Annotated in this window: 13 protein-coding genes; 8 read left to right on the top strand and 5 right to left on the bottom strand. The window is 55.5% G+C overall.

Features of this window, described 5'->3' with window-relative positions; all coding sequences use genetic code 11:
- The first annotated feature begins 84 nt into the window (after positions 1-84).
- The 4 genes from pdhR (at position 85) to lpdA (ending at position 7,146) form a co-directional block, all read left to right on the top strand.
- On the top strand, positions 85-849 hold the full coding sequence (gene pdhR / locus ACHH0Z_RS11580; protein ID WP_008501960.1) for a pyruvate dehydrogenase complex transcriptional repressor PdhR: 765 nt from the start codon (positions 85-87) through the stop codon (positions 847-849).
- A 123-nt stretch (positions 850-972) separates the two neighbouring features.
- Complete coding sequence (gene aceE / locus ACHH0Z_RS11585) at positions 973-3,636, top strand: pyruvate dehydrogenase (acetyl-transferring), homodimeric type (RefSeq protein ID WP_395149535.1); 2,664 nt, start codon at positions 973-975, stop codon at positions 3,634-3,636.
- Positions 3,637-3,650: 14 nt separating this feature from the next.
- On the top strand, positions 3,651-5,546 hold the full coding sequence (aceF, locus tag ACHH0Z_RS11590; protein ID WP_023326706.1) for a pyruvate dehydrogenase complex dihydrolipoyllysine-residue acetyltransferase: 1,896 nt from the start codon (positions 3,651-3,653) through the stop codon (positions 5,544-5,546).
- Positions 5,547-5,721: 175 nt separating this feature from the next.
- On the top strand, positions 5,722-7,146 hold the full coding sequence (lpdA, locus tag ACHH0Z_RS11595) for a dihydrolipoyl dehydrogenase (protein WP_003856313.1): 1,425 nt from the start codon (positions 5,722-5,724) through the stop codon (positions 7,144-7,146).
- A 53-nt stretch (positions 7,147-7,199) separates the two neighbouring features.
- Here the strand turns inward: lpdA and ACHH0Z_RS11600 are convergent, their stop codons facing one another.
- Together ACHH0Z_RS11600 and ACHH0Z_RS11605 are read right to left on the bottom strand one after the other, a co-directional pair.
- Entirely contained in the window at positions 7,200-7,991 is a 792-nt protein-coding gene (locus tag ACHH0Z_RS11600; RefSeq protein WP_045406439.1) for a DUF2950 domain-containing protein, read from the bottom strand.
- 10 nt (positions 7,992-8,001) lie between these two features.
- Positions 8,002-9,555, bottom strand: coding sequence for a DUF3300 domain-containing protein (locus ACHH0Z_RS11605; RefSeq protein ID WP_047722381.1), 1,554 nt, complete (start codon positions 9,553-9,555; stop codon positions 8,002-8,004).
- Between the two features lie 151 nt (positions 9,556-9,706).
- Between ACHH0Z_RS11605 and ACHH0Z_RS11610 the strand changes: the two genes are divergently transcribed.
- From ACHH0Z_RS11610 to yacL, 3 genes are all read left to right on the top strand, one after another.
- Positions 9,707-9,973, top strand: a complete 267-nt coding sequence (locus tag ACHH0Z_RS11610; RefSeq protein WP_127913788.1) for a hypothetical protein — start codon at positions 9,707-9,709, stop codon at positions 9,971-9,973.
- Positions 9,954-12,551, top strand: a complete 2,598-nt coding sequence (gene acnB / locus ACHH0Z_RS11615; RefSeq protein WP_023326709.1) for a bifunctional aconitate hydratase 2/2-methylisocitrate dehydratase — start codon at positions 9,954-9,956, stop codon at positions 12,549-12,551. Before ACHH0Z_RS11610 ends, acnB begins: the two co-directional genes overlap by 20 nt.
- A 190-nt stretch (positions 12,552-12,741) precedes the next feature.
- The gene (gene yacL, locus ACHH0Z_RS11620; RefSeq protein ID WP_045353239.1) at positions 12,742-13,104 is read left to right on the top strand and encodes a protein YacL; all 363 of its coding nucleotides are present in this window, start codon (positions 12,742-12,744) and stop codon (positions 13,102-13,104) included.
- 31 nt (positions 13,105-13,135) lie between these two features.
- Here the strand turns inward: yacL and speD are convergent, their stop codons facing one another.
- The 3 genes from speD to ACHH0Z_RS11635 all read right to left on the bottom strand — a co-directional run bounded on the left by speD (position 13,136) and on the right by ACHH0Z_RS11635 (position 15,263).
- Positions 13,136-13,930: an adenosylmethionine decarboxylase gene (speD, locus tag ACHH0Z_RS11625; protein WP_045406444.1), complete on the bottom strand. Its 795-nt coding sequence runs from the start codon at positions 13,928-13,930 to the stop codon at positions 13,136-13,138.
- Positions 13,931-14,800: a polyamine aminopropyltransferase gene (speE, locus tag ACHH0Z_RS11630; RefSeq protein ID WP_008501952.1), complete on the bottom strand. Its 870-nt coding sequence runs from the start codon at positions 14,798-14,800 to the stop codon at positions 13,931-13,933.
- A 115-nt stretch (positions 14,801-14,915) separates the two neighbouring features.
- Positions 14,916-15,263, bottom strand: a complete 348-nt coding sequence (locus ACHH0Z_RS11635; RefSeq protein ID WP_014882582.1) for a YacC family pilotin-like protein — start codon at positions 15,261-15,263, stop codon at positions 14,916-14,918.
- A 145-nt stretch (positions 15,264-15,408) separates the two neighbouring features.
- Between ACHH0Z_RS11635 and cueO the strand changes: the two genes are divergently transcribed.
- A complete protein-coding gene (gene cueO / locus ACHH0Z_RS11640) occupies positions 15,409-16,977 on the top strand; it encodes a multicopper oxidase CueO (protein WP_045406447.1) in 1,569 nt (522 codons plus the stop codon).
- The last annotated feature ends 61 nt before the right edge of the window (positions 16,978-17,038 follow it).

Genomic DNA, 17,038 nt, shown 5'->3' on the forward strand with positions numbered 1-17,038 from the left:
GTGAATACTTTGTTACTTTAGCGATACGAAATAGAAATTGGTAAGACCAATTGACTCCGGGCAAAAAGGCGTAAGACAGGGAATATGGCCTACAGCAAAATTCGCCAACCAAAACTATCTGATGTGATTGAGCAGCAGCTGGAGTTTTTAATCCTCGAAGGGACTCTGCGCCCGGGTGAGAAACTTCCGCCAGAACGCGAACTGGCAAAACAGTTCGACGTTTCACGTCCCTCTCTGCGTGAGGCGATTCAACGTCTCGAAGCAAAGGGCTTGCTGCTTCGTCGCCAGGGCGGCGGAACCTTTGTGCAAAACAGCCTGTGGCAGAGCTTCAGCGATCCGCTGGTAGAACTTCTCTCTGACCACCCAGAATCCCAGTTTGACCTGCTTGAGACCCGTCACGCGCTGGAAGGTATTGCGGCCTATTACGCCGCCCTTCGCAGCACTGATGAAGATCGCGTGCGTATCCGCGAGCTGCATCAGGCCATTGAACGGGCACAGCAGTCCGGCGATTTAGACGCCGAGTCCAGCGCCGTCGTCCAGTATCAAATTGCCGTCACCGAAGCGGCCCACAACGTGGTGCTCCTCCATCTGCTACGCTGCATGGAGCCGATGCTGGCCCAGAACGTTCGTCAAAATTTTGAATTGTTGTATGCCCGTCGGGACATGCTCCCACTGGTAAGCAACCATCGCACCCGAGTATTCGAGGCGATAATGGCCGGGGAACCGGAGCAGGCGCGCGAAGCGTCGCACCGCCATCTGGCTTTCATTGAGGAAATCTTGCTGGACCGCAGCCGTGAACAATCGCGTCGCGAACGTTCATTACGCCGCATACAGCAACGAAAGGATTAAGCGCCAGGTACTTTTAGAGCGCGGCAACTAAACGCAGAACCTGTCTTATTGTGTTCTTGCCCAAGAGCACAATGGGACAGGTTCCAGACAAATCAACGTATTAGATAGATAAGGAATACCCCCATGTCAGAACGTCTCCAAAATGACGTGGATCCGATCGAAACTCGCGACTGGCTACAGGCGATCGAATCGGTCATCCGTGAAGAAGGTGTTGAGCGCGCTCAGTATCTGATTGATCAGCTGCTTTCTGAAGCCCGCAAAGGCGGCGTGAAGGTTGCTTCAGGTGCAGGGGCTAGCAACTACGTAAACACGATTGCCGTTGAAGACGAACCGGAATACCCGGGCAATCTGGATCTGGAACGTCGTATCCGTTCTGCAATCCGTTGGAACGCCATCATGACCGTTCTGCGCGCATCCAAGAAAGACCTGGAACTGGGTGGCCACATGGCGTCCTTCCAGTCTTCTGCGACCGTTTACGAAGTGTGCTTCAACCACTTCTTCCGTGCAGCGAACGAGAAAGACGGCGGCGATCTGGTGTACTTCCAGGGCCACATCTCTCCGGGCATCTATGCACGTGCATTCCTGGAAGGTCGTCTGACTGAAGAGCAGATGAACAACTTCCGTCAGGAAGTTCACGGTAAAGGTCTGTCTTCTTACCCGCACCCTAAACTGATGCCTGAATTCTGGCAGTTCCCGACCGTATCCATGGGTCTGGGCCCAATCGGTGCGATCTACCAGGCGAAATTCCTGAAGTATCTGGAACACCGTGGTCTGAAAGACACCTCTGAGCAGACCGTATACGCCTTCCTGGGCGACGGCGAAATGGATGAGCCAGAATCTAAAGGCGCGATCACCATCGCGACCCGTGAGAAGCTGGACAACCTGTGCTTCATCATCAACTGTAACCTGCAGCGTCTGGATGGTCCGGTAACCGGTAACGGCAAGATCATCAACGAACTGGAAGGCATCTTCGCAGGTGCTGGCTGGAACGTGATCAAAGTCATGTGGGGTTCCCGTTGGGACGAACTGCTGCGTAAAGACACCAGCGGTAAACTGATCCAGCTGATGAACGAAACCGTTGACGGTGACTACCAGACCTTCAAATCCAAAGACGGTGCCTACGTGCGTGAGCACTTCTTCGGCAAATATCCAGAAACCGCAGCCCTGGTTGCAGACTGGACTGATGAGCAGATCTGGGCCCTGAACCGCGGTGGTCACGATCCGAAGAAAATCTACGCTGCACTGAAAAAAGCGCGTGAAACCAAAGGTAAAGCGACTGTAATCCTGGCCCACACCATCAAAGGTTACGGCATGGGTGATACCGCAGAAGGTAAAAACATCGCTCACCAGGTTAAGAAAATGAACATGGACGGCGTGCGCTATATCCGCGACCGTTTCAACGTTCCAGTGACCGATGAGCAGGTCGAAAACCTGTCTTACATCACCTTCCCGGAAGGCTCCGAAGAGCACAAGTACCTGCACGAACGTCGTCAGGCGCTGAAAGGCTACCTGCCAGCTCGTCAGCCTAACTTCACCGAGAAGCTGGAACTGCCAGCGCTGCAAGACTTCTCTCAGCTGCTGGAAGAGCAGAACAAAGAGATCTCTACCACTATCGCTTTCGTTCGTGCCCTGAACGTGATGCTGAAGAACAAGTCGATCAAAGATCGCCTGGTGCCAATCATCGCCGACGAAGCGCGTACTTTCGGTATGGAAGGTCTGTTCCGTCAGATCGGTATCTACAGCCCGAACGGCCAGCAGTACACCCCGCAGGACCGTGAGCAGGTTGCATACTACAAAGAAGACGAGAAAGGTCAGATCCTGCAGGAAGGTATCAACGAGCTGGGCGCAGGCGCATCCTGGCTGGCTGCTGCGACCTCTTACAGCACCAACAACCTGCCGATGATCCCGTTCTACATTTACTACTCCATGTTCGGGTTCCAGCGTATCGGTGACCTGTGCTGGCAGGCAGGCGACCAGCAGGCTCGCGGCTTCCTGATCGGTGGTACTTCCGGTCGTACGACCCTGAACGGTGAAGGTCTGCAGCACGAAGATGGTCACAGCCACATTCAGTCTCTGACTATCCCTAACTGTATCTCTTACGACCCGTCTTACGCGTATGAAGTGGCAGTCATCATGCATGACGGTCTGCAGCGCATGTACGGTGAAGCGCAGGAGAACATTTACTACTACATCACCACCCTGAACGAAAACTACCACATGCCGGCAATGCCAGCAGGTGCCGAGGAAGGTATCCGTAAAGGTATCTACAAACTCGAAACCATCGAAGGTAGCAAAGGTAAAGTTCAGCTGCTGGGCTCCGGTTCTATCCTGCGTCACGTTCGTGAAGCAGCGCAGATCCTGGCGAAAGACTACGGTGTCGGTTCCGACGTGTACTCTGTGACCTCCTTCACTGAACTGGCGCGTGATGGCCAGGATTGTGAGCGCTGGAACATGCTGCACCCACTGGAAACCCCACGCGTACCGTACATCGCTCAGGTGATGAACGACGCGCCAGCGGTGGCGTCTACTGACTATATGAAACTGTTCGCTGAGCAGGTTCGTACTTACGTTCCAGCTGATGATTATCGCGTTCTGGGTACTGACGGCTTCGGTCGTTCTGACAGCCGCGAAAACCTGCGTCACCACTTCGAAGTTGATGCTTCTTACGTGGTTGTAGCAGCACTGGGCGAACTGGCTAAACGTGGCGAAATCGATAAGAAAGTGGTTGCAGACGCAATTACCAAATTCAACATCGATGCAGAAAAAGTTAACCCGCGTCTGGCGTAAGAGGTAAAAGAATAATGGCTATCGAAATCAATGTACCGGACATCGGGGCTGATGAAGTTGAAATCACCGAGATCCTGGTCAAAGTAGGCGACAAAGTTGAAGCTGAACAGTCGCTGATCACCGTAGAAGGCGACAAAGCCTCTATGGAAGTCCCGTCTCCTCAGGCTGGCATCGTTAAAGAGATCAAAGTCTCTGTTGGCGATAAAACCGAGACTGGCAAACTGATCATGATTTTCGATTCCGCCGACGGTGCAGCAGCTGCTGCACCTGCGCAGGAAGAGAAGAAAGCCGCTCCGGCCGCCGCTGCTCCAGCCGCTGCTGCGAGCGCGAAAGAAGTGAACGTGCCTGACATCGGCGGTGACGAAGTTGAAGTCACTGAGATCCTGGTGAAAGTGGGCGATACCGTTGCGGCCGAGCAGTCACTGATCACCGTAGAAGGCGACAAAGCCTCTATGGAAGTGCCAGCGCCGTTCGCAGGTACCGTTAAAGAGATCAAGATTAACACCGGCGACAAAGTGTCTACCGGCTCTCTGATCATGATCTTCGAAGTGGCAGGTGCTGCACCTGCTGCCGCGCCTGCACAGGCCGCTGCTCCGGCTCCGGCCGCTGCACCAGCCGCTGCTGGCGGCGCGAAAGACGTTAACGTACCGGACATCGGCGGTGACGAAGTTGAAGTCACCGAAGTGATGGTAAAAGTGGGCGACAAAGTTGCCGCTGAACAGTCACTGATCACCGTTGAAGGCGACAAGGCTTCTATGGAAGTCCCTGCGCCGTTCGCGGGTACCGTTAAAGAGATCAAAATCAGCACCGGCGACAAAGTGTCTACCGGCTCTCTGATCATGGTCTTCGAAGTGGAAGGCGCTGCGCCTGCCGCAGCTCCGGCTGCCGCGGCTGCTCCAGCACCGGCTGCTGCACCGGCTCAGGCTGCTAAACCAGCCGCTGCCCCTGCTGCAAAAGCAGAAAAATCAGAGTTCGCTGAAAACGACGCTTACGTCCACGCGACGCCGCTGATTCGTCGCCTGGCGCGCGAATTCGGTGTGAACCTGGCGAAAGTGAAAGGGACCGGCCGTAAGGGTCGTATCCTGCGCGAAGACGTTCAGACCTACGTGAAAGACGCCGTGAAACGCGCCGAAGCTGCTCCAGCTGCAGCCGCTGGTGGCGGTATCCCGGGCATGCTGCCATGGCCGAAAGTGGACTTCAGCAAGTTCGGCGAAATCGAAGAAGTGGAGCTGGGCCGTATCCAGAAAATCTCTGGTGCGAACCTGAGCCGTAACTGGGTGATGATCCCGCACGTTACGCACTTCGATAAGACCGATATCACCGATCTGGAAGCGTTCCGTAAACAGCAGAACGCCGAAGCTGAGAAGCGTAAACTGGACGTGAAATTCACCCCAGTGGTCTTCATCATGAAGGCGGTTGCTGCGGCTCTGGAACAGATGCCACGCTTCAACAGCTCCCTGTCCGAAGACGGCCAGAAGCTGACGCTGAAGAAATACATCAACATCGGTGTTGCGGTTGATACGCCAAATGGTCTGGTTGTTCCGGTCTTCAAAGACGTGAACAAGAAGAGCATTACTGAGCTGTCCCGTGAACTGACCACCATCTCCAAGAAAGCGCGTGATGGTAAGCTGACTGCCGGCGAAATGCAGGGCGGCTGCTTCACCATCTCCAGCATCGGCGGCCTGGGTACCACCCACTTCGCGCCGATTGTTAACGCGCCGGAAGTGGCTATCCTCGGTGTGTCCAAGTCCGCGATGGAGCCGGTGTGGAATGGCAAAGAGTTCGTGCCGCGTCTGATGATGCCAATCTCTCTGTCCTTCGACCACCGCGTGATCGACGGTGCTGATGGTGCGCGTTTCATCACCATCATCAACAACATGCTGAGCGACATTCGCCGCCTGGTGATGTAATCGAAAAGCCGGCCAGTCGGCCGGCTTTTTTCTGATAATCTCATGGCGTTTGTGAGGTTATTGGCGAAAGCGACAATTCGTGAGCCGTTTGTTGTTTCAAAATTGTTAACAATTTTGTAAACTGCGGGCGGATAGAACGACCCGGTGGACGACGGGTATAAACTAAGAGGTCATGATGAGCACAGAAATCAAAACTCAGGTCGTAGTACTTGGGGCAGGCCCGGCAGGTTACTCCGCAGCATTTCGCGCAGCGGATTTAGGTCTGGAAACCGTCATCGTAGAACGTTACAGCACCCTCGGCGGTGTTTGTCTGAACGTCGGCTGTATCCCTTCTAAAGCGCTGCTGCACGTAGCGAAAGTTATCGAAGAAGCCAAAGCGCTGGCTGAACACGGTATCGTCTTCGGCGAGCCAAAAACTGATATCGACAAAATTCGTACCTGGAAAGAGAAAGTTATCACTCAGCTGACCGGCGGTCTGGCGGGTATGGCCAAAGGCCGTAAAGTGAAAGTGGTAAACGGTCTGGGTAAATTCACCGGTGCGAACACCCTGGAAGTGGAAGGCGAAAACGGCAAAACCGTGATCAACTTCGACAACGCGATCATCGCGGCAGGCTCTCGACCAATCGAACTGCCATTCATTCCACATGAAGATCCACGCGTGTGGGATTCCACCGATGCGCTGGAGCTGAAAACCGTTCCTAAGCGTCTGCTGGTGATGGGCGGCGGTATCATCGGTCTGGAAATGGGTACCGTGTACCACGCGCTGGGTTCAGAGATCGACGTGGTTGAAATGTTCGACCAGGTTATCCCGGCTGCTGACAAAGACATCGTTAAAGTCTTCACCAAGCGCATCAGCAAGAAATTCAACCTGATGCTGGAAACCAAAGTGACTGCCGTTGAAGCGAAAGAAGACGGTATTTACGTTTCCATGGAAGGCAAAAAAGCCCCATCCGAACCACAGCGTTACGACGCCGTGCTGGTGGCGATCGGCCGTGTGCCGAACGGTAAGAACCTCGACGCGGGCAAAGCTGGCGTGGAAGTGGACGACCGTGGCTTCATCCGCGTTGACAAACAGCTGCGCACCAACGTGCCGCACATCTTTGCTATCGGCGATATCGTCGGTCAGCCAATGCTGGCGCACAAAGGTGTTCACGAAGGTCACGTTGCCGCTGAAGTTATCGCCGGCATGAAGCACTACTTCGATCCGAAAGTGATCCCATCTATCGCGTATACCGAGCCAGAAGTGGCATGGGTGGGTCTGACTGAGAAAGAAGCGAAAGAGAAAGGCATCAGCTACGAAACCGCCACCTTCCCGTGGGCTGCTTCTGGCCGTGCTATCGCGTCCGACTGCGCAGACGGTATGACCAAACTGATCTTCGACAAAGAGACTCACCGCGTAATCGGTGGTGCGATTGTCGGTACCAACGGCGGCGAGCTGCTGGGTGAAATCGGTCTGGCTATCGAAATGGGCTGCGACGCGGAAGACATCGCGCTGACCATCCACGCTCACCCAACTCTGCACGAGTCCGTGGGCCTGGCGGCAGAAGTGTTTGAAGGCAGCATCACCGACCTGCCAAACGCGAAAGCGAAGAAGAAATAAGTTTCTTCAGATGAAAAAAAGCGGCCTGAGGCCGCTTTTTTTATGCGCTGCGTTCAGGGAGCCACGGGTTGCCAGGTTTTATCCGGGTTATAGGCGGTTAACGCCCGGGCTTTCTGCTCAGAATCCTTGCCGAGATCGGACTGATACACCTTGTCGTCCTGATTTATCACAAAGCTCATCACGCCCGTTTGACCGTAGCTGACCGGCCACGCCACCATCGCAAAACCGTTATTATCCGGCAGGATCCGGAAGCGATAGCCGTGATAGCCGGTACCCGGCTCTTTCGGGCTAAATGCCGGTCCGAGCGGACTGGGCGTTTCGCCGGGTGAGACGGGCCAGTACAAACCGTCTTTCTTCCCTTCCGAGCTGACAATCTTCTGCGCGTATGTCAGGTTCATCGCAAAGTAGCTTTGCTGCGCATCAACATAGGCATGCAGGGCTTCAATGGCGGCAAGTTCGTTACGCCCGATTTCACGGGTCAGGATCTCTTCAGCCCCTTCTTTGATATCGAATTGCCAGCCGGCGGCGGTTTTGATCACCGGGATGGGAAGCTGCCAGTCGTTGTCTCCAACAACAAGATGCGCCGTATCTCCTTCGACAACGGTGTTATGACGAACTTTCCAGTCGCGCAGGAAACGATCGACGGCATCCGGATCAACGCCTTCGGGGGGGAGAAAATCGCGCCAGTTTTCTCCAAGCAGATTGCTCATCGCGCGCTCATTATGCTCACTAATGGCGCTGGCCAGCGCATCGGTCGCCTGGTCGGGCGTGCTAAAGGACTGCTGCGCTATCGCCGAGGCCGAAAGCATGAACAACACCATTCCACTGAGTAGTTTACTTTTCATGTCGGTTCCCTTAGCGATGTCTAAATTCACGGCGTTCAGCGCGTCCACCAGATACCTGACGGGGCTGCTGCTGGCGAGCCGCAAGCTGCCTGCTTTGCGCACCGCGCTGCTGCTGCGCCTGCCAGTTCGCGGAACGGCTGTCGTTGCCGCTCAGCGCATTGGCCCGGGACTGACCGTTTCGCTGCTGCAGAGCGCGTTGCTGCGCGGGCTGTGAAGCGCGTTTCTCCTGTCTTTGGGTTACAGCTTGACGATTTTCTCGCTGCTGCGTGGTGGTCCGCTTCGCCGTCTGCGGTTTGGTGTCGTAGCCACGGTAGTTGTTGCGCTGCGAAATTTGCTTCAGCTGTTCACTCGAGGCCTGACGCTGCACATCTTTCGTGCCGGGACGTGCCGTTTGCGGGAAGGTTTTCCCCGTGGATTTCTCCATCTGGCTCAGGGCCGCCTGGCGCTGGCTGTCGCGATTAACCGGCTTTTGCTGCGTTGCGCTTAGCCCGGTCGCCGTGCTGGTTGAGTGGAAGCGACTGTTGAGCTGGTTAGTCGGATAGGGCACGCCTTCCCGATAGGCCGGGTTATGCTGCCAGGTACGGTTGGCGTCCGTCAGACGCTGTCCGCTGATTTTATTGAAGTTCTCAACGTTGATATTGATGTTGTTATCACCGTTGCGGTTATAGCCGCCGTGATTATCCCAGTCACCGTCATGGTGGTGGTCCCAGTCATCGTCGTCATCCCAGTCGATATTGCTGAAAATGGCATAGGTTGTGGCAACGCCCAGGCTGAAGCCTAAGCCGTTGACGAAGCTGTTGCCAAACTGCTCTCCGGGCGTGGGCGGGAGATAGGTGGGAGGATAGGCCGTGTTGGGCCAGGTCCCGTAAACCGTATTGGGGTTATAGGTGGGAACATAAACAACCTGCGGATCGGCTGATTCAATTTTGATCACCGTTGGGGCGGGCGCAGACGCGGTTGTTGTCGTTGCCTCGGTGGCGCGGGTTTTCGCTGGTGCTGGCTTTGTCACGGTGGTGACCGTCTGCTGAGGCGTAGATTGTAAAGCACCGGTCTTCTGTGCCAGCGCGCGCAGGCGTTGAACGGAATCCATCACGTCTTTCGGCTGCGCGAGAAACGCATCGCCCAGATTTTGTACCCATGGGGGGTTTTCACCCATCAGCGACATAAGCTGAGGAAACGCGACCAGCGATTTTACGCTCGGATCCCAGGGCTGGCTGGCAACGGCCTGAATGGCGGCGTCCCCTTCCATTTTAGGGTTGTCTTTTGACCACTGAGCCGCCTGAATCACGTTGGCCGGGTAAGTCGAGGCCATCAGAATTTGTGAAAGCAGGGCGTCAGGGTAGAGCGCAATGGGGGCAACCCACTGATCGATTTGCGCGGCAGTGTAGGTCGGCGCGACCACAGGGGCGGGCTGGGCTACGGCAGGTGCCGCCGGTTGTTGAGCGACGGGGGCTGGCGCAACGGGTTCCGTTGCACGACTTTTGACAAACAAGACGCCTGAGGCGGCAAGCAGCCCGGCACTGCACAGAAGGATGAGCAGATGTGGCTTAAAGGGCAACTTCATAAAATGACTCCAACGAGACCAGCGCTGTGCCGTGAGGCGTTACGGTTGGCGTGAGTATTATTCACCCGTCTTTTACTGTTTTGACTTTTATTGGGAAGCGTCCGGTACGTCCGGATAAAGAGTGTGAGTATTTATTACACAATTATATCTGATGAAGAAAAAACTGAAGCGTCACGGTGCAGAAGAACTGCAAAATGATGCCCTAAATCCCCGCTACACCATGCTTAACGATTCAGCAAACTTTTTAATGTTGCTTTTTTGTAAACGGATTAACACTGTGCAGAAATCCTGCTATGCTGCCCGACGCGGTATCGGGCATTTACCCTACAAACTGCTGTCTCACAGGAGCGTGAAGAGAACGCCCGCCGCATATGACAATGAGAGCGAGGAGAACCGTCGTGCTAGAAGAATACCGTAAGCACGTAGCAGAACGTGCCGCCGAGGGAATTGTACCCAAACCTTTAGATGCAACCCAAATGGCCGCGCTCGTCGAGCTGCTGAAGAACCCGCCTAAGGGCGAAGAAGAATTCCTGTTAGATCTGCTGATCAACCGCGTACCGCCTGGCGTAGATGAAGCTGCCTACGTAAAAGCCGGATTCCTTGCTGCTATCGCCAAAGGCGAAGCCACCTCCCCACTGGTTACTCCTGAAAAAGCCATCGAACTGCTCGGCACCATGCAGGGTGGTTACAACATTCATCCGCTGATTGACGCGCTGGATAATGACAAGCTGGCACCGATTGCCGCTAAAGCGCTCTCGTCTACGCTGCTGATGTTCGATAACTTCTACGATGTGGAAGAAAAAGCCAAAGCAGGCAACGTCTATGCGAAGCAGGTGATGCAGTCCTGGGCCGATGCCGAATGGTTCCTGAATCGTCCAGCGCTGGCTGAAAAAATTACCGTTACTGTTTTCAAAGTGACCGGTGAAACCAACACCGATGACCTCTCTCCGGCACCGGACGCGTGGTCTCGCCCGGATATCCCGCTGCACGCCCTGGCGATGCTGAAAAACGCCCGTGAAGGCATTGAGCCGGATCAGCCAGGCGTTGTCGGCCCGATCAAACAGATCGAAGCGTTGCAGAAAAAAGGCTTCCCGCTGGCTTACGTGGGTGACGTTGTGGGTACCGGTTCTTCCCGTAAGTCTGCCACCAACTCCGTGCTGTGGTTCATGGGCGACGACATTCCGCACGTGCCGAACAAGCGCGGCGGCGGCCTGTGCCTGGGCGGTAAGATTGCCCCAATCTTCTTCAATACCATGGAAGATGCGGGCGCACTGCCAATTGAAGTGGATGTTTCTAACCTGAACATGGGCGACGTGATTGACGTCTACCCGTACAAAGGTGAAGTCCGTAACCACGACACCAACGAACTGCTGGCAAGCTTCGAGCTGAAAACCGACGTGCTGATTGACGAAGTGCGCGCCGGTGGCCGTATTCCGCTGATCATCGGCCGCGGCCTGACCACCAAAGCGCGTGAAGCACTGGGCCTGCCGCACTCAGACGTGTTCCGTCATGCGAAAGACGTAGCGGAAAGCAACCGCGGCTTCTCGCTGGCACAGAAAATGGTCGGTCGCGCCTGCGGCGTCGCCGGTGTTCGTCCTGGCGCCTACTGCGAGCCGAAGATGACCTCCGTCGGTTCTCAGGACACCACTGGCCCAATGACCCGTGATGAACTGAAAGACCTGGCTTGCCTGGGCTTCTCTTCCGATCTGGTGATGCAGTCCTTCTGCCACACCGCGGCGTATCCGAAGCCGGTTGACGTGACCACGCACCACACGCTGCCTGACTTCATTATGAACCGTGGCGGTGTCTCCCTGCGTCCGGGCGACGGCGTTATCCACTCCTGGCTGAACCGCATGCTGCTGCCGGATACCGTGGGTACCGGCGGTGACTCCCATACCCGTTTCCCAATCGGTATCTCCTTCCCGGCGGGCTCCGGTCTGGTGGCGTTTGCTGCCGCGACCGGCGTGATGCCGCTGGATATGCCGGAATCGGTGCTGGTGCGCTTCAAAGGTAAAATGCAGCCGGGTATTACCCTGCGCGACCTGGTTCACGCGATCCCGCTGTATGCGATTAAACAAGGTCTGCTGACCGTTGAGAAGAAAGGGAAGAAAAACATCTTCTCTGGCCGTATCCTGGAAATCGAAGGTCTGCCGGATCTGAAAGTAGAGCAGGCGTTCGAGCTGACCGATGCCTCCGCTGAGCGTTCGGCTGCGGGCTGTACCATCAAGCTGAACAAAGAGCCGATCATTGAGTACCTGAACTCTAACATCGTGCTGCTGAAGTGGATGATTGCAGAAGGCTACGGCGACCGTCGTACGCTGGAACGTCGTATCCAGGGCATGGAAAAATGGCTGGCCGATCCGCAGCTGCTGGAAGCCGATGCTGACGCAGAGTACGCGGCGGTGATCGACATCGATCTGGCGGATATCAAAGAGCCAATCCTGTGTGCACCGAACGATCCGGACGACGCGCGTCCGCTGTCTGAGGTCCAGGGCGAGAAGATCGACGAAGTGTTCATTGGTTCGTGCATGACCAACATCGGTCACTTCCGCGCGGCCGGTAAGCTGCTGGATACCCACAAAGGCCAGCTGCCAACCCGTCTGTGGGTGGCGCCGCCAACCCGTATGGACGCGGCTCAGCTGACCGAAGAGGGCTACTACAGCGTGTTTGGTAAGAGCGGTGCGCGTATCGAAATTCCTGGCTGTTCCCTGTGTATGGGTAACCAGGCGCGCGTAGCCGACGGCGCGACCGTGGTCTCCACCTCGACCCGTAACTTCCCGAACCGTTTAGGTACCGGTGCGAACGTCTTCCTGGCCTCTGCGGAGCTGGCGGCGGTTGCGGCGCTGATTGGCAAATTGCCAACGCCGGAAGAGTACCAGACCTTCGTGGCGCAGGTGGATAAGACCGCGGTGGATACCTATCGCTACCTGAACTTCGACCAGCTCTCTCAGTACACCGAGAAGGCTGACGGGGTGATCTTCCAGACGGCAGTATAAACAGCAAAACCGTCTCTACGAGACGGTTTTTAGTGTTTGCACCCTCTCCCGTGGGAGAGGGACGAGGTGAGGGCATCAGGCCGCAGGGTCTTGCTCTCACCTTTTTATTTTCATTCCTCCCACCTCCCACGCTTTTTTTCTTCCTCGCTGCTGCGATAATTACCTTAATGGCTTTGCAGAGGAAAACACTATGGATTACGAATTTCTGCGCGACATCACCGGAGTGGTGAAAGTGCGTATGTCGATGGGCCACGAAGCCGTTGGACACTGGTTTAACGAAGAGGTGAAAGAAAATCTCTCCCTTCTTGATGAGGTTGAACAGGCGGCAAAGACGGTGAAAGGCAGTGAGCGCTCCTGGCAACGCGCCGGGCACGAATACACGCTGTGGATGGACGGTGAAGAGGTCATGGTGCGTGCCAACCAGCTCGAGTTTTCAGGCGACGAGATGGAAGAGGGGATGAGCTACTACGACGAAGAGAGCCTGTCGCTGTGCGGCGTGGAAGACTTCCTGCAGGTAGTGAATGCCTACCGTGAGTTTATGAAACAGAAGTAACTCCCCGAAGCGTCCCTGCTCCGGGCAACACTTACACGGCCGGAATATTGCGGCCGTAGTAGATTTCGCGCATCTCTTTCCAGAGCAGGTCGGTGATGACCTTGCGCTCTTCTTCGCTTAAATCTTCCGGCTTCGTGTGGAACATATAGTGCTTAAGGTCGAACTCCTTAAGTAACATCTTGGTATGGAAGATGTTTTCCTGATACACGTTCACGTCCATCATGTCGTACAGCGACTTCATGTCCTCGGACATAAAGTTCTGAATAGAGTTGATCTCGTGGTCGATGAAGTGCTTCATGCCGTTGACGTCACGGGTAAAACCGCGCACGCGGTAATCAATCGTGACGATATCCGATTCCAGCTGGTGGATGAGATAGTTCAGTGCGTTCAGTGGGGAAATCACGCCGCAGGTCGACACTTCAATATCGGCGCGGAACGTACACAGCCCGCCTTCCGGGTGACTCTCCGGGTAGGTATGGACGCAGATATGGCTTTTATCCAGGTGAGCAACCACCACTTCCGGCAGCGGGCCCGGATGTTCCGTTTTGTCGATAAGCTGTGGGTCAACCGGCTCTTCACTCACCAGAATGGTGACGCTCGCACCCTGAGGCTCATAATCCTGGCGCGCGATATTGAGGATGTTCGCGCCGATAATCGAGCAGGTCTCTGTCAGGATCTCGGTCAGACGGTTGGCGTTGTAGAGTTCGTCGATATAGGCGATGTAACCATCGCGTTCTTCCGCTGTTTTGGCATAGCAGATATCGTAAATACAAAAACTCAGGCTTTTGGTCAGGTTGTTAAAGCCATGCAGTTTAAGCTTTTTCAATTAGCTCACCCCCTTAGTGGATAATGCGTCTTGCAGGTACTGCGGCAGAGCAAACGCTGCGGTATGAATAGCCGGATTGTAGTATCGGCACTGTAGACCTGCCTGATGGAAGCGGGCCTGAATAATTTCGGTGGAAAGATGACGTAATACGTCGTTATCCGTCGCCCAGGCAAAGGTCATGATCCCACCGTAGTACGTCGGAATGGCCGCCTGATAGAAGCTGACATCCTCGAAATAGGTGCTGAGCTTGCGATGGCTATCCAGCGCTTCATCCTGTTGCAGGAAGCAGACGCCGTTTTGGGCGACGAAGATCCCGCCCGGGTTCAGGCAACGCTTGCAGCCTTCGTAGAACGAGGAGGTAAACAGCGACGCGCCAGGGCCGATAGGATCGGTGCAGTCGGAGATAATGACGTCAAAGGTCTGGGTTGTCTGGTTAACAAAGTTAACCCCGTCATCAATCACCAGATTAAAACGCGGATCGTCATAGCTACCGGCATTGTGGTTGGGCAGGTACTGGCGGCAGAACGAGACGACGCCCGCATCGATTTCCACCATGGTGATGGTTTCAATCGAGCGATGGCGGGAAACTTCACGCAGCATTGCACCGTCGCCACCGCCGATAATCAGGACATGCTTTGCATGGCCGTGCGCCAGCAGCGGGACGTGGGTCATCATCTCATGATAGATAAACTCATCTCGCTCGGTCGTTTGCACGACGCCGTCCAGCGCCATTACGCGGCCAAAGGCAGCATTCTCGAAGATGATGAGATCCTGGTGATCGGTTTTTTCATGATAGAGCACGTTATCAACGGCAAAGTACTGACCAAACTGGTCATGCAGTGTTTCATGCCACAACGTGTGGTCGGCCATACGCGGACTCCTCCTTTGTTAACATCCGTTACGCTCACAAAAAATGAGCGAAACATGATAGCTAACTCTAACCGTGGTTGCACGGCTATAGGTTTAACAGGAGGCGTCGGGAAGGTTATTTGACGTAGGCGAGCAGGCTGAGCGAATCGCGAGCCAGCGCTTTGCATTTTTTAGCCGTGGGAATGCCAATACCGCTTAGGTCACGGTAGCTGTCTTCGCCGAGCGCCTTCATGTCAAAGCTGTCGTAGTTGCTGAGATCCCACTGGTTCTGCTGGGCAAAAAAGACCAGCGCGCGGCGAATTTGCCCGTTGGGTAAATTCTGGTAGCCACAATCATTTTTCAGGAATACAAAAACCGCCGTTAAATCGGCCATATCTTCCGCTTCATTTTCACTTAGCGCATAGCTGTTCGCACACATTGCCATCAGGCTACCGAACAAAATTGTCCTGAAAAACGTCTTCATTGCTTCTACCACTTCTTCACGGAAAATTAACGTTAGCATACTTGATGCCAGTGCGACGATCTTTATTATTGCCGCTTTACTTGACCTTCCGGTAAGGGGAGGGTTTATGCTCAAAAGATCGCCTGCTGGAAATAAGGAAATGAACATGCAACGTCGTGATTTTTTAAAATATTCCGTGGCGCTGGGGGCTGCCAGCGCCTTACCCCTCTGGAGCCGTGCGGTTTTCGCGGCTGACAGGCCTGCCTTACCCATCCCTGATTTGCTGACCGCTGACGCCCGCAGCCGTATCCAGCTTGTCGTTCAGTCCGGTAACACGCTGTTCGGTGCGCACAACGCGACAACCTGGGGCTATAACGGCAATCTTCTCGGTCCTGCGCTACAGCTGCGCAAAGGTAAAGCGGTGACGGTGGATATCCACAATACGCTTGCTGAAGAGACGACGGTGCACTGGCACGGACTGGAAGTGCCGGGCGAGGTAGACGGCGGGCCGCAGGGCATCATCAAAGCGGGCGGCACGCGCAGCGTCACCTTTACGCCCAACCAGCGCGCGGCGACCTGCTGGTTCCATCCGCATCAGCATGGCAAAACGGGCCATCAGGTAGCGATGGGGCTGGCGGGGCTGGTGCTGATTGAAGACGACGAAAGCCGACTGCTGCGCCTGCCGAAGCAGTGGGGCATCGATGATGTGCCGGTGATTGTGCAGGACAAGAAATTCACCGCTGACGGGCAAATTGACTACCAGCTGGATGTGATGAGCGCGGCGGTCGGCTGGTTTGGCGACACGCTGCTGACCAACGGCGCCATTTATCCTCAGCACGCCGCGCCGAAAGGCTGGCTGCGCCTGCGTCTGCTTAACGGCTGTAACGCGCGTTCCCTCAACTTCGCCACCAGCGATAAGCGTCCGCTGTACGTGGTTGCCAGCGACGGCGGGCTGCTGCCTGAGCCGGTGAAGGTCAACGAACTGCCGATGCTGATGGGGGAGCGCTTTGAGGTGCTGGTGGATATCAGCGACGGCAAGCCGTTCGATCTTGTGACCCTGCCGGTTAGCCAGATGGGGATGGCGGTCGCGCCGTTTGACAAGCCGCATCCGGTGCTGCGTATCCAGCCGTTACGGGTGACCGCTTCCGGCACGCTCCCTGATACGTTAACCACGCTGCCGGCACTTCCGTCGCTGGATGGGCTTACGCAACGGAAACTGCAGCTCTCCATGAACCCGATGCTCGATATGATGGGCATGCAGGCGCTGATGGCGAAATATGGCGATAAGGCGATGGCGGGGATGCATCACGGGCAGATGAGGGGGCACATGAACATGGACCACGGCAACATGGGCGGCATGGGGAACATGAATCACGGCGACCATGGCTTTGATTTCCACAACGCCAATATGATCAACGGTAAAGCGTTCGACATGAACACGCCGATGTTTGCAGCGACAAAAGGGCAGTTTGAGCGCTGGGTGATTTCAGGTGAAGGGGACATGATGCTGCACCCGTTCCATATCCACGGCACGCAGTTCCGCATTCTCTCTGAGAACGGCAAAGCCCCGGACGCGCATCGCGCGGGCTGGAAGGATACGGTGAAGGTGGAAGGCGGCGTCAGCGAGGTGCTGGTGAAGTTTGACCACGACGCGCCGAAGGAGTTTGCCTATATGGCGCACTGCCATCTGCTGGAGCATGAAGATACGGGGATGATGCTGGGCTTTACCGTATAAAAAAAGCCGGGTGGCGGCTTCGCCTTACCCGGCCTACATAGCGTATCCATAGGCCCGGTAA

Source organism: Enterobacter cloacae complex sp. 2024EL-00227 (assembly GCF_043945315.1).
Taxonomy (GTDB): Bacteria; Pseudomonadota; Gammaproteobacteria; order Enterobacterales; family Enterobacteriaceae; genus Enterobacter; species Enterobacter roggenkampii.